Origin of the sequence: Amycolatopsis sp. GA6-003 (assembly GCF_046267895.1) — a bacterium.
Taxonomy (GTDB): Bacteria; Actinomycetota; Actinomycetes; order Mycobacteriales; family Pseudonocardiaceae; genus Amycolatopsis.
This window is the reverse complement of the sequence record NZ_CP176499.1, coordinates 4,529,268-4,550,426: the sequence shown is the minus strand read 5'-3', so window position 1 is coordinate 4,550,426 and position 21,159 is coordinate 4,529,268. Positions and strand designations below refer to the sequence as shown.

Here is a 21,159-nt window from a genome sequence, read left to right as displayed (position 1 = left end):
CTACTTGCCCCCCGGTCGACGGGGTACTGCACGGGTTGCGTACACTGTCAAGTCGGCGCGCTCATGCGCCGGTTCCAGCATGCTCGTGAATTCTCGCGAACCACATGGACCCGGGGCCGAGTGTGGCCGAGCACCACCCAGTAAGCAAGGACTCGAGCTCAAAGCCGATCACGCTGTGCACATCAAGCGTGCATCAGGGATTGCGGAGGACATGGCTAAGAAAGACGGGGCCATCGAGGTCGAAGGCCGCGTGGTCGAGCCGCTCCCCAACGCGATGTTCCGCGTCGAGTTGGAGAACGGCCACAAGGTCCTGGCACACATCAGCGGCAAGATGCGGCAGCACTACATCCGCATCCTGCCCGAAGACAGGGTTGTCGTGGAGCTGTCGCCCTACGACCTCTCCCGTGGTCGCATCGTCTACCGCTACAAGTGATCACGCCAGAGCTGAGCAGAGCAGGAAGCAGGAAGACGTGAAGGTCCAGCCGAGCGTCAAGAAGATCTGCGACAAGTGCAAGGTGATCCGCCGTCACGGCCGGATCATGGTGATCTGCGAGAACCTGCGTCACAAGCAGCGTCAGGGCTGAGAACCGCACTGCAGCAGGCCGCTTGACGGCTAACCCACCCTCCCCGTACCTGCCGGGCCGCGAAAGCGGTCCGGCGCACCCCCGGACTTCAGGCCGGGGCCGGGACACCCGGGGCGCAAGCCACGGGCACGACAGGCGAGTCGGTTCCGGAACCGGACGGGGAGCAGACCTGAAGACAAACTCGATAAAGGAGCACCAGTGGCACGACTCGCTGGCGTCGACCTTCCCCGCGAGAAGCGGTTGGAGATCGCGCTGACTTACATCTACGGGATCGGCCGTACCCGCTCGAAGCAGATGATCGCTGCTGCCGAGCTGAACGCCGACACCCGCGTCAAGGACCTCAGCGACGAGGATCTCGTCAAGCTGAAGGACTACATCGACGAAAACTTCAAGGTCGAGGGTGACCTTCGCCGTGAGGTGAACGCCGACATCCGGCGCAAGATCGAGATCGGGACCTACCAGGGTCTGCGCTGGCGTCGCGGTCTGCCGGTGCGCGGGCAGCGCACCAAGACCAACGCCCGCACCCGCAAGGGCCCGAAGAAGACGGTCGCCGGCAAGAAGAAGGCTGGCAAGAAGTGAGCACCCAGGGCAAGAAGGTCGTTCGCATGGGCGGTTCCGTCCGTCGCTCCACGGCTTGTGTCTCGCCCAAGGCGCTCTACGCCCGCCCGATGGCGCTGCGGAACCTCTACACCGACGCCGGATCCATCATCCGCCGCGGGCAGCAGGAAGCCGTCGCCGCTCACCAAGAGAACGCGCGTTAACAGGAGAACCCTCAGACAATGCCACCCAAGAGCCGCACTGCGGGGGCCAAGAAGGTCCGCCGCAAGGAAAAGAAGAATGTCGCGCACGGTCACGCGCACATCAAGAGCACCTTCAACAACACCATCGTCTCCATCACGGACCCGACCGGCGCCGTGATCGCGTGGGCCTCCAGCGGCCACGTGGGCTTCAAGGGCTCGCGCAAGTCGACCCCGTTCGCCGCGCAGATGGCCGCCGAGAACGCCGCCCGCAAGGCGGCCGAGCACGGCATGAAGAAGGTCGACGTTTTCGTGAAGGGCCCGGGTTCGGGCCGCGAGACGGCGATCCGCTCGCTGCAGGCGGCCGGCCTCGAGGTCGGCACCATCCAGGACGTGACCCCGCAGCCTCACAACGGCTGCCGCCCGCCCAAGCGGCGCCGGGTCTGAGGAACGGGGAGGAGTACTAAGAAATGGCTCGTTACACCGGCCCCGCGACGCGTATTTCGCGTCGCCTCAAGGTTGACCTCATCGGCGGCGACCAGGCGTTCGAACGTCGCCCCTACCCGCCGGGCCAGCACGGCCGCGGGCGCATCAAGGAGTCCGAGTACCTCCTGCAGTCGCAGGAGAAGCAGAAGGCTCGCTACACCTACGGCGTTCTCGAGCGCCAGTTCGTCCGGTACTACAAGGAAGCCGTGCGGCGTCCGGGCAAGACCGGTGAGAACCTGCTGCAGATCCTCGAGTCCCGGCTGGACAACGTGATCTACCGCGCCGGCATCGCCCGCACCCGCCGTCAGGCGCGGCAGCTGGTGAGCCACGGCCACTTCCTGGTCAACGGCGTCAAGGTCAACGTGCCGTCCTACCAGGTGACCAAGTGGGACATCATCGACGTGCGGCCGAAGTCGATGGGCATGCTGCCCTTCGTCGCGGCCAAGGAGTCCTTCGGCGAGCGCCCGGTTCCGGCGTGGCTGCAGGTCGTCCCGTCGAACCTCCGCGTGCTGGTCCACCAGCTGCCGGAGCGCGCGCAGATCGACGTTCCGGTCCAGGAACAGCTGATCGTCGAGCTTTACTCGAAGTAACCGGTCTCTGCGACTGGTTACGGGCGGCGGCGTCCAGTGCGCCGCCGCCGCGCCATCCCTTCGACGTCATATGGCGGGCGTCGTCTGGAAAGGAATTAAGGAATGCTGATTTCCCAGCGGCCGGCTCTCAGCGAAGAGACGGTCAACGAGACCCGCTCCCGGTTCACCATCGAACCGCTGGAGCCCGGCTTCGGCTACACGCTCGGCAACTCGCTGCGGCGCACGCTGCTGTCGTCCATCCCGGGCGCGGCCGTGACGAGCATCCGCATCGACGGCGTGCTGCACGAATTCACCACCGTTCCCGGGGTGAAGGAAGACGTCACCGACATCATCCTGAACCTGAAGGAACTGGTCGTGTCCTCGGAAGAGGACGAGCCGGTCACCATGTACCTGCGCAAGCAGGGCCCGGGTGAGGTCACGGCCGCCGACATCGTGCCGCCCGCGGGCGTCACCGTGCACAACCCGGATCTGCACATCGCGTCGCTGAACGGCAAGGGCAAGCTCGAGATCGAGCTGGTCGTCGAGCGCGGCCGCGGTTACGTTCCGGCCCTGCAGAACAAGCAGGCGGGCGCGGAGATCGGCCGGATCCCGGTCGACTCGATCTACTCGCCGGTGCTGAAGGTGACGTACAAGGTCGAGGCGACCCGTGTCGAGCAGCGCACCGACTTCGACAAGCTGATCCTGGACGTCGAGACCAAGCCGTCGATCACCGCGCGCGACGCGGTGGCCTCGGCGGGCAAGACGCTGGTGGAGCTGTTCGGTCTCGCCCGCGAGCTGAACGTCGACGCCGAGGGCATCGAGATTGGCCCGTCGCCGCAGGAGGCGGACACCATCGCCGCCTACGCGATGCCGATCGAGGACCTGGACCTCACCGTCCGGTCGTACAACTGCCTGAAGCGCGAAGGCATCCACACGGTGGGCGAGCTGGTCTCGCGCAGCGAGGCGGACCTTCTCGACATCCGCAACTTCGGCGCCAAGTCGATCGACGAGGTCAAGCTGAAGCTCGTCGGCCTCGGCCTCGCGCTGAAGGACAGCCCGCCCGGGTTCGACCCGTCCGCGGCTGCCACCAGCTACGACGGCGAGGGCTGGTCGGAAGGGGTCGCCGGCATCGGCGGCGGGATTTCGGACGACGGCCACGACGATGGCCAGGACTACGCAGAGACCGAGCAGCTCTGAGGCCTCGTGCCCGGACGCTGTGAGCTGAACTAGGAGAAAGTCATGCCCACCCCTACCAAGGGAGCCCGGCTCGGCGGGTCCGCCGCGCACGAGCGGCTGATCCTGGCCAACCTGGCCACTCAGCTGTTCGAGCACGGCAAGATCACGACGACCGAGGCGAAGGCCAAGCGGGTCCGCCCGCTGGCTGAGAAGCTGATCACCAAGGCGAAGCGGGGCGACCTGCACAACCGTCGCCTGGTGCAGAAGGTCGTCCGGGACAAGGACGTCGTGCACAAGCTGTTCGCCGAGATCGGTCCGCACTTCGCGGAGCGCGCCGGCGGGTACACCCGCATCACCAAGACGATGCCGCGCAAGGGCGACAACGCCGCCATGGCCGTCATCGAACTGGTCGCGGAGAAGACCGTGACGTCCGAGGCCGAGCGGGCCCGCAAGACCAAGTTCGCCAAGGACGAGGTCGCCGCCGCTCCGGTCGCCGAGGAAGCCGCTGAGGCTCCCGCCGCGACCGAAGAGGCCCCGGCTGCCGAAGAGGCTCCGGCCGCCGACGAGGCCGCTGCCTCCGAGGGCGACGCCGACGCCAAGAAGGACTGAGTCCTGCCGGCACTGTCTGCACCGGACGAGCCCGCCGCTCCCCACGGGGAGGGCGGGCTCGTTCGTCTGCGCTTGGACGTGAGCTACGACGGCACGGATTTCTCCGGCTGGGCCCGCCAGCCCGGCCGGCGCACCGTGCAGGCCGAGCTGGAACAGGCCCTGCACCGCCAGCCACCGGGGGAGTCGGTGCCGAAGTCCGTGGTCGTCGCGGGCCGCACGGACGCCGGGGTGCACGCGACCGGTCAGGTCGTGCACGTCGACGTCGTCCCGTTCGCGCCTGGCGCGCCGGGCCGGATTCCCGTTGACGAGCAAGGAATCCCGGACCTGACGCGCATGCGCGGCCGGTGGAACAAACTTCTGCCCGCCGACGTGCGGGTGCTGAACGCGCGCGTGGCCCCGGAGGGTTTCGACGCCCGCTTCTCGGCGATCCGGCGGCACTACCGGTACCGCGTCTCAGACGCTCCGTGGGGTGTCGATCCGTTGCGCCGCAACGACACTCTGGCTTGGGGCCGTCCACTGTCGACAGAGCGGATGAACACCGCCGCTGAGGCTTTGCTGGGCTTGCAGGACTTCGCGGCGTACTGCAAACAGCGCGAGGGCGGCACGACGATCCGCGAGCTGCAGCGTCTGGAGTGGACGCGGATCGACGAGCACCTGCTGGAAGTCCGGGTCAGCGCGGACGCGTTCTGTCATTCGATGGTCCGCAGCCTGGTCGGCGTCCTGCTGCTCGTGGGGGACGGGCGGCGCGGAACCGATTGGCCCGGCGAGGTTTTGGCGAGCGGGACGCGCGACAGCGCGGTCGCCCCGGCGCACGGGCTGACGTTGACGGCGGTGGATTACCCGCCGGACGAGCTGCTGGCCGCGCGGGCGGAGCAGACCCGGAACGTGCGGTCGTCGACCGAGCTTTAAGCCGGATCGGGCGGAAAAAGAGCAGGCCAGGTGATGACTTTGCGGTCGAACGACGAGATGGAGCGTGCGCTCGCGTTGCTTGACGAGGCAGACGGGGTGAGCAAGCACGAAGCGGTGGTGCGAGCGATCGCGGACGCCGCGGCCCGCCGGGTCCGGGACGATCAGGTGCGCGAACTTTCCAGCGAAGGCCGCTCCCGCTACGCCGCCCTGCTTGATCGCCTGGCACAGTGAACATCGAGTACCTGACGCAGGACGCCTATCCGGGCGTGCCCGAGAAAGCCGCGGCGCTGCTGGAATCAGCCGCTGATCGACGGGAACAAGCGGCTCGGCTGGATGTCGGTGTACGTCTTCTACGGGGCTGAGCGGTTCCGGCATGGACGCGCCGGACGACGACGCGTACGACCTGATGATCGCGACGGCGACCGGGACCCTGCCCTATCAGTCGGTGGCCGAACGCCGGAAATGATAAAAGGCCTCCTCGCGGAATCCCGCAAGGAGGCCTTCACCGTTCTGCCCGCTTTCAGTCGCCGCGGCGAACCGGGCCGAGCAGCTGCTGTTCCTTCTGCGTCGTGACCAGCCGCAGCGGACGCCACAGGTTCGTGCCCAGCGCGACGACCTGGTCGTCCTTCAGCGTGGTCAGCTGGCGCATCATCTGCGGCGGCAAGCGCCAGATCCGGGCCGCCAGTTCGGCCTGTCCGGCGGGCAGCCGCTGCATCAGCACGAGGTCCGCGGCGTTCGCCGTCGTGCCCGCCTGCGGGTGCAGGTACGGCAGCACGTACACCGTGGTCTGCCACGGCGACCGGGGCGGGAACAGGTCCTGCGGGGTCGGTCCGCCGTCGGTCACCACGAGCAGCGGGGCGTCCTCGGACGGGCGCGGCAGTTCGACCGGCGAGAGGCGACGGATCTGCACCAGCGGAGACGGGCGTCCGTCGCGGCTTCCGGCGGCCTGCTGCAGCACCTGCCACGCCGCGGGACGGCCGGTGGCCACTACGACCCACGCACCGGTCGCCATGGCGCGCAGCGCGACCTGGCGGGCCAGATAGAGGCCGCCGACGAGCACGATGCGGGTCGGCTGCGAGCGCAGCGCGGAAACCGTCAGCGGCTCGCCCTTGAGGCCGGAACCGAGGACGACGCCGCCTCGGTCGCCGGACGGGCTGATCGCGTCGAGCATGGCCGGGTCGACGGTGAACTCCGGGGCGAGACCGGTGTTCTGCCCGGCGTCGCGAACTCGAGTACTCATGCCGCCGCCTCCTTGAGGAGTTTCACGCTGGTTGCCGAGGAGACGACGGCATGAATAACGACGATTCGCTGGCAAGCGGCGCTCATGCGGTCCCTCCGATCGGCAGCGTCGCGGAGAACGCCGAGATCTGCATGCCCTTCATCGGCGTCAGGTCGACGTCCAGCCGTTCCGCGATGCTCTGCAGCCGCTGGTCGGCGGCGTCCAGCTCGCGCGGGTTGCGGGCGCTGAGCCGCACCACGCCGCGCAGGCCGATGCGGCCCTCGTCCGCCGACGGCGAGATCGCCATGGCGACCGTCGCGGACAGCGCGCGCACACTGGTCAGCCCGTTGAGGCTGCCGCTGATCTTGCCCTTGGGCCAGCCGGTGATCGCGTAACTGGAGTGCCCGATGCCGGCCGCGGTGACGCCGGTCCAGCTCTCCTGCAGGCTGACCTTCTCGTTCGAACCGGCGACCGCGGTGAGTTCGGCCGCCGAGATGCTGGCGCGCAGCAGTTCGTCCGGGTCGAGCGGCCGGGTCGGCACCCCCTGGGACTCCAGCGCGTTGCGCACCCGCGACAGGGCACCGATCATCGCGCGGTGCGCGCCGACGACGCCGCCGCCGCGTTCCCGGATCGCCTCCGGGCAGCGCCGCGGGTCGAGCCGGACCGCGATCCACGTGGTCCGCCGGGCCGCCGCGGGCAGCGGGCCGAGCACCTCGAGGTAGGAACTGAGCGCCGGGGCGTCCGCGGGCATCGCGGCCGAACCCGGGTAGCTGTGCCAGATCATCTGGATGGAGTCCAGCAGCACGCCGCGGTCTTCCAGGCACGGGGCGAGCGCGGACAGCGGAAGGCTGGGCGCGCCCCCGGCCTGGGAGATCATCGCCGGCATCGGCTCGACGAGCAGGACCGCGGTCCAGGTGCCGTCGTTCCAGGCGATGCCGACTTCCTGCCGTTCGTGGTCGACCGCGTGCGCCACCACGAGGTCCGGCACAGCCAGCCGCAGCAGGCTGACCCGCGCGTCCTCCGGGCCGGTGACGGCGCTTTCCTCGGCGAGTTCCTCGATGCTGGTCGGCGGCGGAGGGGTCGCCACGCGGCCGTGCGAGCGGAACCGGTACCGCAGCGTCAGGGAGAGCCACTGGGTGAACCAGCGGCCGCCCACGCGCAGGAAAGCGAGGATCAGGCCGAGCGCGGCGACGCCGATCGCGACGTACTTGAGCTGCATGTTGATCGCGAGCAGCACGAGTCCGATCGCGACGCCGACTTCCAGCACGACGAGGTTGACCACGGGCAGCGGGCCGAGCGAGATCCCGCCCGAACGCCGCCGCGAGGGCGGGGCCATCCGGAGCGCGGTCGCGGCGCCGCCGGTCGGCGCGGGTTCGCTGCCTTCCGCGCCGCCGCCGCTGTTCGGTCCGCCGGGACCACCGGGGCCGCCGGGACCACCTGGTCCGCCGCCGCCGGGACCGCCCGGTCCGCCGGGGCCGCCAGGACCACCCGGTCCGCCGGGACCGTTGCCGCCGGGACCGCCCGGGCGAGGAGCGTTAGGCCCGCCGCCGCCAGGACGTCCGGTCCGCGGGCCGGGAGGACCGGCAGGACCCGCGGGCCCGCCGGGACCGCCCGGGCCGCCGGGTTTGGGGCCGCCGGGACCAGGCTTGGGTCCGCCGGGACCACCGGGTCCGCCAGGCTTGGGCCCGCCCGGCCCGGGAGCGCCGGGAGCCGCCGGAACGCCGGGACCAGGACCGCCGGGTTTGGGAACGCCGGGTCCGGGAGTGACCGGCCCGCCGGGACGACCGGGACCGCCCGGTCCGCCGGGGACGCCCGGAGGGGGAGTGCGAGGGGGCAGGCCGGGTCCGCCGGGAGCCGCGCCGGGTCCGCCGGTTCTTCCGGGCCGCTGCGGCGGACCCGGGGGACGTCCCCCGGGAGGCGGTGGCGGCCCCTGCGGACCAGGCGGACGTGGAGGCGTGCTGACGGACATCCGCGCGTTCTCTTCCCCTCGTGAGTGCTGCGTACCCGGAAAGCCGGTCCCGGGATGCCTGACCCTAACCGGAGTTGGTAGAAACCCCACACCAGACGGTCCCCGTACGGCTATCCTGCGGAACCGTACCGCGACGGGGAGGACTGTAGGTCGAGAATGCCATCAACACCCACGACTAAGTCTCAGGTTCAGGCATACAAGTTCGTCCTGCGCCGGATGCAGTCCGCGCTGGTCCGCCGCGACGCGGTGATGTTGCACGACCCGATGCGCTCCCACGGGCGCGCGACCGCGGTCGGCGTGATCCTCGGCGTGCTCGGCGCCGTCGTCTTCGTGCTGTGGGGCCTGTTGAGCCCCGCGCCGTCGGTGCCGTCGTCGGACAACATCGTGATCGGCGAGCAGTCCGGCACCGTGTATGTCGTCACCGGGAATCCGGCGCGGCTGATCCCCACGTTCAACCTCGCGTCGGCGCGGCTGATCCTGATGGCCCAGAAACAGCAGGGCGGGCAGGGGCAGCAGGGCGGCCAAGGCGGCCAGCCGCAGGCGGCGGAGGTGAAGAACCCGACTGTCGTCTCGGATGAACAGCTGAAGAACATGCCGCGCGAGAAGCTCACCGGCATCCCGGACGGCCCGCAGCTGATCCCGTCGGCGGACCAGCGGATCTCCCCCAACTGGGCGGTGTGCGACGAGGTGGTGCTCGACCCGTCGCTGCCGCAGCCGGACTCGGTCAACAAGACCAACACGGACGTGATCGCCGGCATCGACAAGCTCGGCGGCGAACTGCAGGAGAACCAGGCGCTGCTCGGCGACGCGGGCAACGGCAAGACCTACCTCATCTACCGGCTGCCCGCGACGCAGAGCCGGCCGAACGCGAACACCGTGCGCGCCGAGGTGCCGTCCGGTTCCAACGACCCGGTGCGGTCCGCGCTGCATCTGCCGGCGAAGGCGCGCAAGGTGTCGCAGGCCTTCCTCAACGCGATCCCCGAGGTCACCAAGCTGGTCCCGCCGCCGGTGGCGGGCGAGAACACGACGCCGTCGAGCAGCTTCGACGGCCTGACCGTCGGCAACGTCTTCTCGACCCAGCCGACCGGCGGGGCGCAGGAGTTCTGGCTCATCGCCAAGAGCGGCATCCAGAAGGTGTCGCCCGCGGTCGCGGACATCGTCCGCACGGCCAAGAGCGGCGGCACGGCCACCACTCCGACGCTGGGCCTCGACAAGATCAACAACGTCAAGGTGCTGCAGCCGGGCGATCCCGACTACGTCAGGGTCGACGACTACCCGAAGGTCGTCCCGACCGTTCTCGAGGCCACCCAGGGCTCCCCGGTGGCGTGCCTCGGCTGGTCGCTCAACGCCGACCACACCCAGGCGCACACCTCGGTCTACATCAACAAGCAGATCCCGGTCGAGAAGAACGCCGACGGCACCTCGAAGATCCTCAGCGTCAGCAACACCGGCCCGAACGGCGTGCCGATCACCGGTTTCTACATGCCGACCGGGTACGGCGCGGTGGTGCAGTCGGCCACCGAATCGGACAAGACCTTCGGCAAGGGCCCGATCCAGCTGATCTCCGACCGCGGCATCCGCTACGGCGTGCCGGACGCGGCGACCGCGGAGGAACTCGGGCTGAACAACCGGCTGCCCGCGCCGGAGTCGATCATCGGGCTCCTGCCGACCGGGGCGTCGCTGAACGTGCAGAACGTGATGAAGCAGTTCGATTCGGTGCCGATCGACCCGAACGCCGGCTCGTACAAATCGCAGGCGGCCGGACAGCAGCAACCGGCCGGGAACTGACGGCGGGTCCCGTCCGTCACACTCGGACATAGCCGGGTGAGCGGAGGGACGAACGTGGCAGCGCCGGGAAGCAGTCCGGGAACAAGCGCCGTGCGGATCGACGGCGCGATCGTCGGCGGCTACGCGGCGAAAGTCGCGCGGGCGGCCGACGAACTGGAAACCGCCGCGGGCGAGGTGGGCGCGACCACTGCCGAGGCCTACGGCGAGCTGGCCGCGCGGCTGGGCGTGCCGGAGTCGTACGCACAGGCCTCGCAAGCGTTGCGCGGCCAGCTCACCGCCGGGGTGGCCGCGCTGCGGTCGGTCACCGCGGCGCTGGAGCAGCTCACCACCGGCCACACCGAACGGGACGCCGACGCGGCCGAGCGGATCGAGCGCGCCGGGAGGATCTCGTGACGGAACCGTCTTTGGCGTACGTGACCGAGCTGGCCCGCGAGCTGGGCGTGACCGATCCGGTCGCCGCCTACTACCGGCCGCTCACCGGTCGCTGGGAAGAACTGGATGCGGAGGCCGAAAGCCTGCGCGGCGCGGCCCGCACGGCGGCCCGGGTCTCCACGGATCTCGCGGAGGATCTCGGCCGGATCGACGCGTCGTGGTCCGGCCCCGACGCGGACGCGTTTGTCGCGTACCTCGGGGAAATCCGCGCCGCGAGCGAGGGAGCGGAGGACGCGCTCGACGCGCTCGCCGACTCGATTGATCAGCTCACCGAATCGCTGCGCAAGATCGCGGGCGCGGCGGAAGAGGTGCTGGTCGACGCTGCGGATCTGCTGTCCGAATCGGCGATGCTGCCCAGCGGCGGCGCGTCCCGGGCGCGGTCGCAGCTGCGGGAAACCGAACAGTCGCTGAAGTCGTTGCACGAAGCCGCCGAGGACGTGCTGCGGGAGTTCGGCCGGTTGTGTGCGGGGGTGGACGCACCGGCCGGGAGCCCCTCGAGCATCGAACTGCGGCACCACTATCCGGCGCAGCAGTTCCGGCTGCACGACGCGGACGCCCCCGCGGCCGCTGCCGGAGAGTCCACTGTGGCCTCCTCGGCGTCCACTTCGGACGATTCGGTGACTCCGTCGGCGGCGGAGAATCCCCATCAGGGCAAGGAAACCGCCGCCGATCCGCGGTTGGAACAAGGCCAAGCGGGCATTCCGCCGGTCGAACCGGCCGCCCCGGCCGCGCAGCCCGCGGGGAACCAGGGTTCCGGTACGTCGATGATGCCGATGATGGGCTTCGCCGGAATGGGCGGCGGAGGCGGTGGCAGTTCGCAACACAAGCCGAGGCAGCGCACACCGGCGAAGACGTCCGAGATCTTCGGCGAGCCCGCGCAGGTGACCCCGCCGGTGATCGGCCAGGACCCGCCCGCCCGGCGGCCGGAGAAGGACGGGAAGCCGCCGAAACCCGGAAAGTGACCCCGGAGGGCCGCCGTCGCGATATTCGCGGTGAGCGGCCTTTTCCGTGCCCGGGACCGGAGTTCTCGCGCCGGATCGGTTTCGCCGGATCGTGTGCACCACGGACAGGGTGATCAGCAGTGCCGCCGGTTCCGGAGGGCCGCCGCCGCGACATCCGCAGTGAGCGGCCTTTTCCGTGCCCGGAAAGGGATCAGACGAAAGAGGGCCGCTCTCCGCAGCGATCGCGGAGAGCGGCCCTCTTCGGTGCCGGAAGTTATCGCGCCGGGGGAGACGAACCGGATCGGTTTCGCCGGATCGTGTGCACTACGAACAGGGTGATCAGCAGTGCCGCCACGCCGCCGCCGGTGCCGGCGAGTGCGACGATCATCGGGGTCGAGCTGATGCCGTCGGCGGGCGGCAGTTTGGCCTCCTGCACCACCGGCTTCGGCAGCGTCAGGTTGCCGGTGTCGCCGGGCAGGTTCGCGGTGAGCGCGGCGACCGGGTCGATCACGCCGTAGCCGACGAAGTTGTCGCGTCCGCCCGGCGCGGCCGGGTGCTGTGCGGTCGCCTTGAGCCGCTTGACCACGTCGCGGGCGCTCAGGTTCGGGTACATCGAGCGGACCAGCGCGGCGACGCCCGCCACGTACGGCGCGGCGAAGCTGGTGCCCTGGATCGGCGACGGGTTGCCGTTCGCGATGGTCAGGTTCGCGAGCCCGGTCGAATGTTCCGCCGGGTCGAGCGACACGATCTTGGTGCCCGGCGCGGCGACGCCGACCCACGGGCCGTGCACGCTGAACGGCGCGACGCCGCCGTCCTCCTGGATGGCCCCGACGGACAGCACGTCGTCGGAGAACCACGGCGGCGTGACGATCGACTTCGGCTTGTTCGGGTCGGCCTGGTCGTTCTGCGGGCAGTTCTCCGAGACGTTGCCCGCGGCCGCGACGACCACGATGTTGCGCTCGGCCGCGTAGTGCACCGCGGCCTGGACCTTGCGCTCGCCTTCCTGGATGTCGCCGGGCGCGGTGCCCGCGCGGCAGTGGTCGACCGACATGTTGATCACGCCGGCCTTGCCGCTGTCGGCGATGCCGCGGATGATCTGCGCGAGCGTGTTCAGCGTGCCCGCGGTGCCTTCCTTGGCCAGCTGCCGGTTGTCGCCCTTGTTGTCCTGCTGGGGCGCGGTGCCGCTGCCGGTGCCGCCGCCCGAGGACGGAGGCAGCTGGCTGTTGCTGCTGCCGCCCGTCGGAGGCTTGTTGTCTCCGCTCGCGGGCGGCTGGCCGGTTCCTCCCGACGGGGGAGCCGAGGGCTGCTGTGGCGGAGGGCTGTCGTCCTTGGCGTAGTTCTCGCTCAGCTGCCGGTAGGACACGATGCGCGCGTCCGGGGCGACGCCGATGAAGCCGACCTTCGGGTCCTGCGGGTTGCCCGCGATGATCCCGGCGACCTCGGTGCCGTGGCCGTCGCAGTCCTGCAGGCCCGGCTCCGCGCCGTTGTCCGGGGTGGCGACGTAGTCCCCGCCGCTTTCCACCCGGCCCTGGAACCACGGATGCGGCGTGACGCCGGTGTCGATCACGGCGACCTTCTGGTTGCCGCCGACCGATCCGGTCGCCGCGCGGACGATTTCCTGCGCCTTCTGCAGCTGCAGGTAGTCCTGGCCCCACGGGCGGAAGTTGATCTCGACGTTCTGCCCGAGACTGCGCTGCACGCAGTCGTTTTTCTTCTTGTACGTGGTGTCCGGGCGGCCGCTGTCGGCGGGCGGCGCGTCGCCGGGACCCAGCGGCGGGGGAGTGGCCCAGGTGCCCGCGGGCGCGTCCGCCGTCTGTGCCGAGGCCGGAGCGGCGGCGAACGGCGACGCCAGCCCGAGCCCGGCCGCGAACAGCGCCACCCCGGCCCGGCCCGGAAGGCCGAGCCTGCGGGGGAAGGAACGTCGGGAGCCCATCGCGGCGCTCACTTGAGGTTGAGGTGGCGCAGCGTCGAGTAGAGGTCCATCACGCCGAGGGCGAGCGGGAGCACCACCGCGATGCAGATCGCCTCGATGATCTCCACGGTGCGCCGCAGCGGCGGCGAGAAGCGCTGGTCCGGGAAGACGACGCCGACCACGAGGGCGGCCGCGGCGATCAGCATCAGCGCGCCGAAGACGTACAGCAGCCGCTGCTCCGCGGTGGCGGAGAAGAACAGCCAGCCGAGCAGGATGCCCGCCGCGGCGACCATGCCGGTGGTGAGCAGCGCGATGGCCTGCGCGCCGTTGGCGTAGGCGCGGGCGCGCAGCAGCAGGACCAGCGTGGCGACGACGCCGAGGATGATGCCGAAGACGTTCGGCGCGGTGGCCGCGAGAACCGCCGCGACGGCCGTGGTCGCGCCGCAGCCGATCATCAGGCCGGTCATGTAGTCGTGCGCGACCGCGGTGCGCTGCTCGATCGCCTGGTAGTCCGGGAAGCCGGAGTCTTCCTTGAGTTCCTCGGCGGTGCTCGGCACGTACGGCAGCGGCAGCTTGGCGAGCCAGATGGTGGCGCGCGGCAGGAAGGAGATGCAGCCCAGCGCGACGGCGACCGTGCCCGCCGCGACCGACGCGGTGTCGGCGCTGGTCACGAGCGTCGCGACGAGGAAGGCGAGTGCGCCGAACACGCCGGCGGTGGCGGTGGCGATGAACACCCGGATGCCCGCGCCGACCACGAGGATGCAGACCGACGAGACGATCAGCACCAGCACCGCGCCGAGCAGCAGGTTCGCCCGCACCGACAGTCCGGGCACGATGTAGAACCCGCTCACGAACGCCAGCGGGAGGCCGCCCGCGGAGGCGATCAGCACGCCGGTGGCTTCGGCCTGGTACGCCTTGGCGAGGGTGGCGCCGACCGCGACGCAGGCGATCGCGCCGAGGCCGCCGGCGATCGCCGGGCCGAGCGCGGAACCGCCGTAGAGGGAGCCGCTGAAGAACAGTGCCAGCGCGGCGAAGAACAGCGCGAGACCGCCCGCGGCGTGGCCGAACCGGCGCGCGGTTTCCTTGGTCCACGGACGGAAGGTGTCCGGGTCGGCCTCCGCGATGGCGTCGACCACGTCGTCGTACATCGGCGGCGGCGGGTTCTCGTTCCGCTTGCGCAGCTGCAGCAGCTCGCCGTCGACCACGCCGAGGGACGCGAGCGTCCGGCTGGGGTCGAGCGGGGCGTCGCCGAGCTTGGCCAGCGCCCACCCGCCGTGCCGGGCCCCGCCGTCCGGAGTGACCTCCTTGGCCATCTCCAGAAGCATGGGCAGCAGGTCGGCCACCGCCACGTCGGCCGGAAGCGCGACGTCGATGCGCGTCGTCGGTGCGACCACCGTGACCCTGCTGAATACCGTCGTGCCCGTTGCCACTAGATCCCCCGCTCTGAAGAGTCAGCTCCCGGGGAACTTATACCGAACCTGGGGACAGGTTTCAGCGCGTCTCCGCAAATCATCGGCGAAACTACCCGTCCAGGCCGGGCTGGGCCAGATCGACCAGCGGATTCGTCCGCCTGGTCCGATAACTGTCGGTGGCGGTCCTTACACTCGGGCGCACTGGGAGGACAGGTCCCGCCGGGGCCTGAGGAGGGGGTGCGAGGTGCCGATCCTGGAGTTGGCCGGATTTCCGGGACGACGTTCGATAGGTTGTCCCGCGCACCCGGGTGCAGGCGTCGAGCAGGAATAGAGGGGTCCTTCGAGATGAGCACGCTGCAGTTCAAGAAGTCGCCGCGGCTGGCCGCGCCGCGCCCGCCGGGCGGCGAGGTGCATCTCGAGCCGCCGCCCGAGGTGCCCCGCACGATCCCGGGAAACATCGTCGCCAAGGCGATTCCGGGCGTGATGATCTTCGCGTCGCTCGGGATGATGGTCTTCATGTTCACGGCGGGCGGCAAAAACCCGACCACGATCATGATGAGCGGCATGATGCTGATGGGCACCGTCGGCATGCTCGCCGGAGGCGGCGGCAAGGGCGGTGGCCAGAAGAAGGCCGAGATGGACGAGGACCGCAAGGACTACCTGCGGTACCTGGGCCAGATGCGCGACCGCGCCCGCGAGGCGATGGTCGACCAGCGGGCCGCTCTCGAATGGGTGCACCCGGACCCGCAGTCGCTGTGGTCGCTCGCGGCGAGCCGCCGGATGTGGGAGCGCAGGCAGAACGACCAGGACTTCCTGCACCTGCGCGTCGGCCGCAGCTCGCACCGCCTCGCCACCCGGCTGGTCCCGCCCCAGACCGGCCCGGTGGACGAACTGGAGCCGATCGCCACCCTCGCGCTGCGCCGGTTCGTGCGCGCGCACTCGATCGTGCCGGACCTGCCCACCCAGATCACCCTCCGCGGTTTCGCGGCGGTCAGCATGCAGGGCGAGCGGCACCGCACCCGCGCGCTGACCCGCGCGATGCTGGCCCAGCTGGTCACCTTCCACAGCCCGGACGACGTGATGATCGCGGTCGCCACCGCGGGCCGGGCGAAGCAGGAGTGGGAGTGGGCGAAGTGGCTCCCGCACGCCCAGCACCCGACGCTGTCGGACGGCATCGGCCAGCTGCGGATGATGGCGGGCTCGCTCAAGCAGATCGAAGACTGGCTGGACGAGGAGCTGCGCGACCGGCAGCGGTTCTCCCGCAACGCGACGCCGGCCCCGGACCAGCCGCACATCGTGATCGTCATCGACGACGCCGAGGTGACCCGCGAGGAGCAGATCATCCTCGAGGAGGGCCTGGTCGGCGTCACCCTGGTCGACCTGTCCGATTCGATCGGCAACCTCGCCGCCCGGCGCGGCCTGCGGCTCGTGGTCGAGGAGGAGCGGCTGGGCGCGCGCAGCGCGGGCGGCGTCGAATGGTTCGGCCGTCCGGACAAGCTGAGCGTGGTCGAGGTCGAGGCGCTGGCCCGGCTGATCGCGCCGTACCGCGTCGGCGGGGGCGGCGGAACGGACGTCAGCGAGGAAGAGCCGCTGCTGTCCAACCCGTCGCTGCTGGAGCTGCTCGGGATTCCGGGCGACCCGATGACGTTCGACGTGCAGCAGGCGTGGCGGCCCCGGCCGATCCGCGACCGCTACCGCGTCCCGTTCGGGGTCGGCGAGTACGGCCAGCCGGTGGAGCTGGACATCAAGGAGGCCGCGGCGGAGGGCATGGGCCCGCACGGCCTGTGCATCGGCGCGACCGGTTCCGGCAAGTCGGAGTTCCTCCGCACGCTGGTGTTGGGCATGCTGGCCACGCATTCGTCCAGCACGCTGAACTTCGTCCTCGTCGACTTCAAGGGCGGCGCGACGTTCCTCGGCCTGGACAAGGCCCCGCACGTGTCCGCGGTCATCACCAACCTCGCGGACGAGGTGACGCTGGTCGACCGCATGAAGGACGCGCTGGCCGGCGAGATGAACCGCCGCCAGGAAGCGCTGAAGAACGGCGGCAACTTCAAGAACGTCTGGGAGTACGAGAAGGCCCGCGAGAACGGAGCCGACCTCGACCCGCTGCCCGCGCTGTTCATCGTCTGCGACGAGTTCTCCGAATTGCTGGCGGCGAAGCCGGACTTCATCGACCTGTTCGTCGCCATCGGCCGGCTGGGCCGGTCGCTGCAGATGCACATGCTTCTCGCGTCGCAGCGGCTGGAAGAGGGCAAGCTGCGCGGTCTCGACTCGCACCTGTCCTACCGGATCGGCCTGAAGACGTTCTCCGCGGCGGAATCCCGCGCGGCGATCGGCGTGCCGGACGCGTTCGAACTGCCGTCGGTCCCCGGTGGCGGTTACCTGAAGTACGACACCTCGACCCTGGTGCGGTTCAAGGCTGCCTACGTGTCGGGCCCGTACCGGCCCGCCGGGATCAAGGCGGCCGGTCCGGCCGCGACGGTGGTGCGCGCGGACAAGCGGCCGCAGCTGTTCGTGCCGGACTTCGTGGAGCTGCCGAAGGAACCCGAGCCGGAACCGGTCGTCGAGGAAGAGGCTCCGAAGCAGCAGGAGTCCGAAGAGGCGGTCGAGCCCAGCGAGCTGGACGTGATCGTCAGCCGCCTGGTCGGGCAGGGCCCGCCGGCGCACGAGGTGTGGCTGCCGCCGTTGAACGAGCCGAACTCGCTCGACACGATGCTGCCGAACCTGAACCCCACCGACGACCGCGGGCTGTCCCCGGTCGGGTTCTTCGGCAACGGCAGGCTGCAGGTGCCGCTGGGCATCGTCGACCGGCCGTACGAGCAGCGGCGCGACCTGCTGTGGGCGGACTTCTCCGGCGCGCAGGGCCACGGTGTCATCGCCGGCGGTCCGCAGTCGGGCAAGTCGACCATGCTGCGGACGCTGATCATGTCGATGGCGCTCACCCACACCCCCGAGGAAGCGCAGTTCTACTGCCTCGACCTCGGCGGCGGCACCCTCGCCGGCCTCGCGGACCTTCCGCACGTCGGCGGGGTCGCGGTGGCCCGGCGCGAGCCGGACAAGGCGCGCCGGATCGTGGCCGAGCTGACCACGCTGCTGACCGAGCGCGAAGGCCGGTTCGGGGCGCTGGGCGTCGACTCGATGACGGAGTTCCGCAACCGGAAGCGCCGCGGCGAGATCACGCCGGAGCAGGACCCGTTCGGCGACGCGTTCCTGATCGTGGACAACTGGCGGGCGCTGCGCGACGACTTCGAGGAGCTGGAGACGTCGATCACGCGGCTGGCCACGCAGGGTCTCGCGTACGGCGTGCACGTGATCATCTCGGCCAACCGGTGGGCCGACCTGCGGCCGGCGATCAAGGACATGCTCGGCACGCGGTTCGAGCTGCGCCTCGGCGACCCGACGGAGTCCGAAATGGACCGCCGGATCGCGGTCAACGTCCCGGCCGGGCGGCCGGGACGCGGCCTGACCCGCGACAAGCTGCACCTGCTGACCGGGCTGCCGCGGATCGACGGGTCGAGCGATCCGGAGACGGTCGCGGCGGGCGTGGCGGACGCGGTCGCGAAGATCCGCGGCGCGTGGCGCGGCCGGGTGGCCCCGCAGGTGCGCCTGCTGCCGGAGATGGTCACCTACGACGAGGTGCTGGCGATCGACCAGAAGCGGGACACCAAGCTCATCCCGATCGGGGTGAACGAGGAAGACCTGCAGCCGATCTACCTCGACTTCGACGCGGATCCGCACTTCTTCGCGTTCGCCGACGGCGAGTCCGGCAAGACCAACCTGCTGCGGCAGATCGCGCGCGGCATCGCCGACCGCTACACGCCGCAGGAGGCCGTGATCCTGCTGGTTGACTACCGGCGCACGATGCTCGGGTTCCTCGAGGGCGATTCGCTGCTCGGCTACGCGGTGTCGTCGGCCCAGCTGGACAGCATGGTCCAGGACGTGCACGGGTCGATGACGCGGCGGCTGCCGGGTCCGGACGTCACCCAGGAGCAGCTGAAGACCCGGTCCTGGTGGACCGGCCCGGAGCTGTTCATCCTGGTCGACGACTACGACCTGGTGGCCACGCAGTCCACCAACCCGCTCAAGCCGCTGTCGGAGTTCCTCGCCCAGGCGAAGGACGTCGGCCTGCACTTGATCGTGGTCCGGCGCACCGGTGGTGCGTCGCGGGCGGCCTACGACCCGATCATCGGCAAGCTCAAGGAGCTGGCGGCCACCGGCATGGTGATGAACGGTTCGCGCGACGAGGGCGTGCTGATCGGCAACATCCGGCCGAGCGCCATGCCGCCGGGCCGGGGCAACTTGCTGAGCCGCAAGAACGGGAAGCAGCTCGTGCAGGTGTCGTGGATCCAGCCCGACTGACCGACTGGGGAGCCGTCGCGGTTGACGGAAGGGGTGCCCGGTGACGGTGCGGGTCGCGGTCGACTTCGGGACCTCGAGCACCTGCGTCGTCGTGTCGGTCAACGGCCGCGAGCCGCAGGTCGTGGTGATCGACGGGCAGCCGCTGATGTCGTCGGCGGTGTACGCGGCGTCCGACGGCACCCTGTTCGTCGGCCAGGAGGCCGAGCGGCAGGCGGCCGTCGACCCGTCGCGGTACGAGCCGAATCCGAAGCGGCGGATCGACGAGGGCGATCTGCTGCTCGGCGATTCGGTGCTGCGGGTCATCGACGTCGTGCACGCGGTGCTGGACCGGGCGGTCGCGGAGGCGCGGCGCGTCGCGGGCGACGTCGAGGTGGACCTGCTGGTGCTCACCCACCCAGCGGACTGGGGCGCGATCCGCACCCGGCTGCTGCGCCAGGCCGCGGGCCGGCTGGCGCGCGAGGTGGCGCTGGTGCCGGAACCGGTGGCCGCGGCGGTGTACCACGCGGCCACCTTCGCCCCAGAGGCCTCGCCGGGCGGGCGGACGGTCGAGTTCTCCGGACGTCCTGGCGACGCGCTGGCGGTGCTCGACCTCGGCGGCGGCACGGTCGACGTCAGCGTCGTCCAGCGGTCGCCGGAGGCCGCACGCGCGGCCCGGGCGCCGGGCGCGCCGCCGCAGCGGGGCGGGTTCCAGGTGCTGGCCACGCGAGGAGACCCGAGTTTCGGCGGGGCGGACATCGACCAGGCGTTGCTGGAGCACGTCGGGTCGCTCGTGTCCGGCACGGATCCGCAGGCGTGGCAGCACCTGGTCGAGGGCCGGGAGCTGGCTGAGCGGCGGCGGCGCCGGGTGCTGCGCCAGGACGTCCGCGGCGCCAAGGAGACGTTGTCGCGGCACACGTACACCGATGTGCCGTTGCCGCCGCCGTTCGCGGACGCGCACGTGACCCGGGCGGACCTGGAGCGGCTGATCGGGCCTCAGCTCGGCCGGGTGGTCGAGCTGACCAGCGCCGCGATCGCCGACTCCGGCCTGCGCCCGAAGCAGCTCGCGGCGATCTTCCTCGTCGGCGGTTCGAGCCGGATCCCGATGATTTCCCGGCTGGTGCACGAGCGCACCGGCGTGGTGCCGACGAGCCTTGACCAGCCGGAGACCGTCGTGGCGCGCGGCGCGCTCCGTGCGGTGCTGCTGGAGCCGGACCGCACCGGCGCGCTGCCCGGTTCGGCGATCCCGGGGCAAGCCGACCACCGCACCGAGATCGTCCGCGGGGACGCGCCGGTCCGGCGGGGCCCGGTGCCGAACGCGCCGCCGCGGAGCGCTCCGCAGCCATTGCCGCCGCGCGGGTTCCCGTCCGCGGATCCGGCAAGGGGGCCGCAAAGCGTGCCGTTCGGTGCGGTAGCGCCCGCCGGCCGGAGTCCACTGCAGACTGGACCGGGCAAAAACGCGTTGGGGCAGAACGGTTCCGCGAACGGGGCGTTCGCCGTTCCCAGCGCGGACGCGCCGGGCGGCTCCGCGGACAAGGCGAAGAAACGCCGCCGGCGGTGGCTGATCACCGCGGCGGTGGCCGTCGTGGCGTTGCTCGCGGGCGGAGTCGTTTACTTCGTCAGTCGCGGGGACGACTCGGATCAAGGCCGTTCGTTCTCCCAATACGACTTCAGCCTCGTCGCGCCGAGCGACTGGATCCAGACCACCGACGAGGTCGCGGACCGGCAGGTCATCCTGCACCCGCAGGACGCGGCCAACGGCAACGATCTCGTGCTCGCGCAGGAGTTCGTGATGGACTACGACGCGACGGCCGACCGGCAGAAACTTGTCGAGGCTTTGCGGTCCGGGGTCAGCGGAAACGCGAACTACACTGCGTTCCGCCCCGATCTGACTTACGGTGGCCGGACCGTGATCGGCTATGTCGAGAACAAACCGGAACGGATTACCGTCCGCTGGTACGTGCTCGTGCAGGGCCGGATCCGGGTGCACGTCGGCTGCCAGTACCAATCGCCCGCGGTACAGCAGCGCGTCGACGCCGCGTGCGAGCAAGTGGTGCGCACGTTGAAGATCACCAGCTGAA

At 70.6% G+C, this 21,159-nt stretch carries 20 protein-coding genes; 16 read left to right on the top strand and 4 right to left on the bottom strand.

Features of this window, described 5'->3' with window-relative positions; translation table 11 throughout:
• Positions 1 to 211: 211 nt before the first annotated feature.
• From infA to F9C12_RS20110, 11 genes are all read left to right on the top strand, one after another.
• Positions 212 to 433, top strand: a complete 222-nt coding sequence (gene infA, locus F9C12_RS20160; protein WP_004558881.1) for a translation initiation factor IF-1 — start codon at positions 212 to 214, stop codon at positions 431 to 433.
• A 37-nt stretch (positions 434 to 470) separates the two neighbouring features.
• A complete protein-coding gene (rpmJ, locus tag F9C12_RS20155; RefSeq protein ID WP_004558882.1) occupies positions 471 to 584 on the top strand; it encodes a 50S ribosomal protein L36 in 114 nt (37 codons plus the stop codon).
• Positions 585 to 782: 198 nt separating this feature from the next.
• On the top strand, positions 783 to 1,163 hold the full coding sequence (gene rpsM, locus F9C12_RS20150) for a 30S ribosomal protein S13 (protein ID WP_009072337.1): 381 nt from the start codon (positions 783 to 785) through the stop codon (positions 1,161 to 1,163).
• Positions 1,160 to 1,345, top strand: a complete 186-nt coding sequence (locus F9C12_RS20145; protein ID WP_009072338.1) for a hypothetical protein — start codon at positions 1,160 to 1,162, stop codon at positions 1,343 to 1,345. The genes rpsM and F9C12_RS20145 overlap by 4 nt, the downstream gene beginning before the upstream one ends.
• Before the next feature lie 18 nt (positions 1,346 to 1,363).
• The gene (rpsK, locus tag F9C12_RS20140; protein WP_009072340.1) at positions 1,364 to 1,768 is read left to right on the top strand and encodes a 30S ribosomal protein S11; all 405 of its coding nucleotides are present in this window, start codon (positions 1,364 to 1,366) and stop codon (positions 1,766 to 1,768) included.
• Between the two features lie 23 nt (positions 1,769 to 1,791).
• Positions 1,792 to 2,397: a 30S ribosomal protein S4 gene (gene rpsD / locus F9C12_RS20135; protein WP_037368514.1), complete on the top strand. Its 606-nt coding sequence runs from the start codon at positions 1,792 to 1,794 to the stop codon at positions 2,395 to 2,397.
• 102 nt (positions 2,398 to 2,499) lie between these two features.
• The gene (locus F9C12_RS20130; RefSeq protein ID WP_037368516.1) at positions 2,500 to 3,573 is read left to right on the top strand and encodes a DNA-directed RNA polymerase subunit alpha; all 1,074 of its coding nucleotides are present in this window, start codon (positions 2,500 to 2,502) and stop codon (positions 3,571 to 3,573) included.
• Positions 3,574 to 3,615: 42 nt separating this feature from the next.
• Positions 3,616 to 4,161, top strand: coding sequence for a 50S ribosomal protein L17 (gene rplQ, locus F9C12_RS20125; RefSeq protein WP_009072343.1), 546 nt, complete (start codon positions 3,616 to 3,618; stop codon positions 4,159 to 4,161).
• Between the two features lie 72 nt (positions 4,162 to 4,233).
• Positions 4,234 to 5,070 carry a tRNA pseudouridine(38-40) synthase TruA gene (gene truA / locus F9C12_RS20120; RefSeq protein WP_409466888.1) on the top strand — a complete coding sequence of 279 codons (837 nt, stop codon included), beginning with the start codon at positions 4,234 to 4,236 and terminating at the stop codon, positions 5,068 to 5,070.
• Between the two features lie 33 nt (positions 5,071 to 5,103).
• A complete protein-coding gene (locus tag F9C12_RS20115) occupies positions 5,104 to 5,301 on the top strand; it encodes a CopG family transcriptional regulator (RefSeq protein ID WP_409183481.1) in 198 nt (65 codons plus the stop codon).
• The gene (locus F9C12_RS20110; protein WP_409466887.1) at positions 5,298 to 5,432 is read left to right on the top strand and encodes a hypothetical protein; all 135 of its coding nucleotides are present in this window, start codon (positions 5,298 to 5,300) and stop codon (positions 5,430 to 5,432) included. Before F9C12_RS20115 ends, F9C12_RS20110 begins: the two co-directional genes overlap by 4 nt.
• Positions 5,433 to 5,590: 158 nt before the next feature.
• Here F9C12_RS20110 and F9C12_RS20105 read toward each other — a convergent pair whose 3' ends face one another.
• Positions 5,591 to 6,310: a hypothetical protein gene (locus tag F9C12_RS20105; RefSeq protein ID WP_009072347.1), complete on the bottom strand. Its 720-nt coding sequence runs from the start codon at positions 6,308 to 6,310 to the stop codon at positions 5,591 to 5,593.
• Between the two features lie 82 nt (positions 6,311 to 6,392).
• A complete protein-coding gene (eccE, locus tag F9C12_RS20100) occupies positions 6,393 to 7,625 on the bottom strand; it encodes a type VII secretion protein EccE (protein ID WP_409183479.1) in 1,233 nt (410 codons plus the stop codon).
• Positions 7,626 to 8,474: 849 nt separating this feature from the next.
• Between eccE and eccB the strand changes: the two genes are divergently transcribed.
• The 3 genes from eccB (at position 8,475) to F9C12_RS20085 (ending at position 11,440) form a co-directional block, all read left to right on the top strand.
• Positions 8,475 to 10,046, top strand: a complete 1,572-nt coding sequence (gene eccB, locus F9C12_RS20095; protein ID WP_409466886.1) for a type VII secretion protein EccB — start codon at positions 8,475 to 8,477, stop codon at positions 10,044 to 10,046.
• A gap of 90 nt (positions 10,047 to 10,136) precedes the next feature.
• Positions 10,137 to 10,439 carry a hypothetical protein gene (locus tag F9C12_RS20090; RefSeq protein ID WP_409183477.1) on the top strand — a complete coding sequence of 101 codons (303 nt, stop codon included), beginning with the start codon at positions 10,137 to 10,139 and terminating at the stop codon, positions 10,437 to 10,439.
• Positions 10,436 to 11,440: a WXG100 family type VII secretion target gene (locus tag F9C12_RS20085; protein ID WP_409466885.1), complete on the top strand. Its 1,005-nt coding sequence runs from the start codon at positions 10,436 to 10,438 to the stop codon at positions 11,438 to 11,440. Before F9C12_RS20090 ends, F9C12_RS20085 begins: the two co-directional genes overlap by 4 nt.
• Positions 11,441 to 11,693: 253 nt before the next feature.
• On the opposite strand, the gene F9C12_RS20080 is transcribed toward F9C12_RS20085, so the two are convergent.
• Positions 11,694 to 13,352: a S8 family serine peptidase gene (locus F9C12_RS20080; protein ID WP_409183475.1), complete on the bottom strand. Its 1,659-nt coding sequence runs from the start codon at positions 13,350 to 13,352 to the stop codon at positions 11,694 to 11,696.
• A gap of 8 nt (positions 13,353 to 13,360) precedes the next feature.
• On the bottom strand, positions 13,361 to 14,761 hold the full coding sequence (eccD, locus tag F9C12_RS20075) for a type VII secretion integral membrane protein EccD (protein WP_409466884.1): 1,401 nt from the start codon (positions 14,759 to 14,761) through the stop codon (positions 13,361 to 13,363).
• Positions 14,762 to 15,088: 327 nt separating this feature from the next.
• On the opposite strand from eccD, the gene eccCa reads away from it, so the two are divergent.
• Both eccCa and F9C12_RS20065 read left to right on the top strand, forming a co-directional pair.
• Complete coding sequence (gene eccCa, locus F9C12_RS20070) at positions 15,089 to 19,102, top strand: type VII secretion protein EccCa (RefSeq protein WP_409183473.1); 4,014 nt, start codon at positions 15,089 to 15,091, stop codon at positions 19,100 to 19,102.
• Positions 19,103 to 19,142: 40 nt separating this feature from the next.
• A complete protein-coding gene (locus F9C12_RS20065) occupies positions 19,143 to 21,158 on the top strand; it encodes a type VII secretion-associated protein (protein WP_409466883.1) in 2,016 nt (671 codons plus the stop codon).
• Position 21,159: the final 1 nt, after the last annotated feature.

Bases quoted from the DNA above. Each gene is read 5' to 3' on its own strand.
- infA (WP_004558881.1), top strand. From the start codon at position 212: ATGGCTAAGAAAGACGGGGCCATCGAGGTCGAAGGCCGCGTGGTCGAG.
- rpsK (WP_009072340.1), top strand. From the start codon at position 1,364: ATGCCACCCAAGAGCCGCACTGCGGGGGCCAAGAAGGTCCGCCGCAAG.
- rpsD (WP_037368514.1), top strand. From the start codon at position 1,792: ATGGCTCGTTACACCGGCCCCGCGACGCGTATTTCGCGTCGCCTCAAG.
- F9C12_RS20130 (WP_037368516.1), top strand. From the start codon at position 2,500: ATGCTGATTTCCCAGCGGCCGGCTCTCAGCGAAGAGACGGTCAACGAG.
- rplQ (WP_009072343.1), top strand. From the start codon at position 3,616: ATGCCCACCCCTACCAAGGGAGCCCGGCTCGGCGGGTCCGCCGCGCAC.
- F9C12_RS20115 (WP_409183481.1), top strand. From the start codon at position 5,104: ATGACTTTGCGGTCGAACGACGAGATGGAGCGTGCGCTCGCGTTGCTT.
- F9C12_RS20105 (WP_009072347.1), bottom strand. From the start codon at position 6,310: ATGAGTACTCGAGTTCGCGACGCCGGGCAGAACACCGGTCTCGCCCCG.
- eccE (WP_409183479.1), bottom strand. From the start codon at position 7,625: ATGGCCCCGCCCTCGCGGCGGCGTTCGGGCGGGATCTCGCTCGGCCCG.
- eccB (WP_409466886.1), top strand. From the start codon at position 8,475: ATGCAGTCCGCGCTGGTCCGCCGCGACGCGGTGATGTTGCACGACCCG.
- F9C12_RS20080 (WP_409183475.1), bottom strand. From the start codon at position 13,352: ATGGGCTCCCGACGTTCCTTCCCCCGCAGGCTCGGCCTTCCGGGCCGG.
- eccCa (WP_409183473.1), top strand. From the start codon at position 15,089: ATGAGCACGCTGCAGTTCAAGAAGTCGCCGCGGCTGGCCGCGCCGCGC.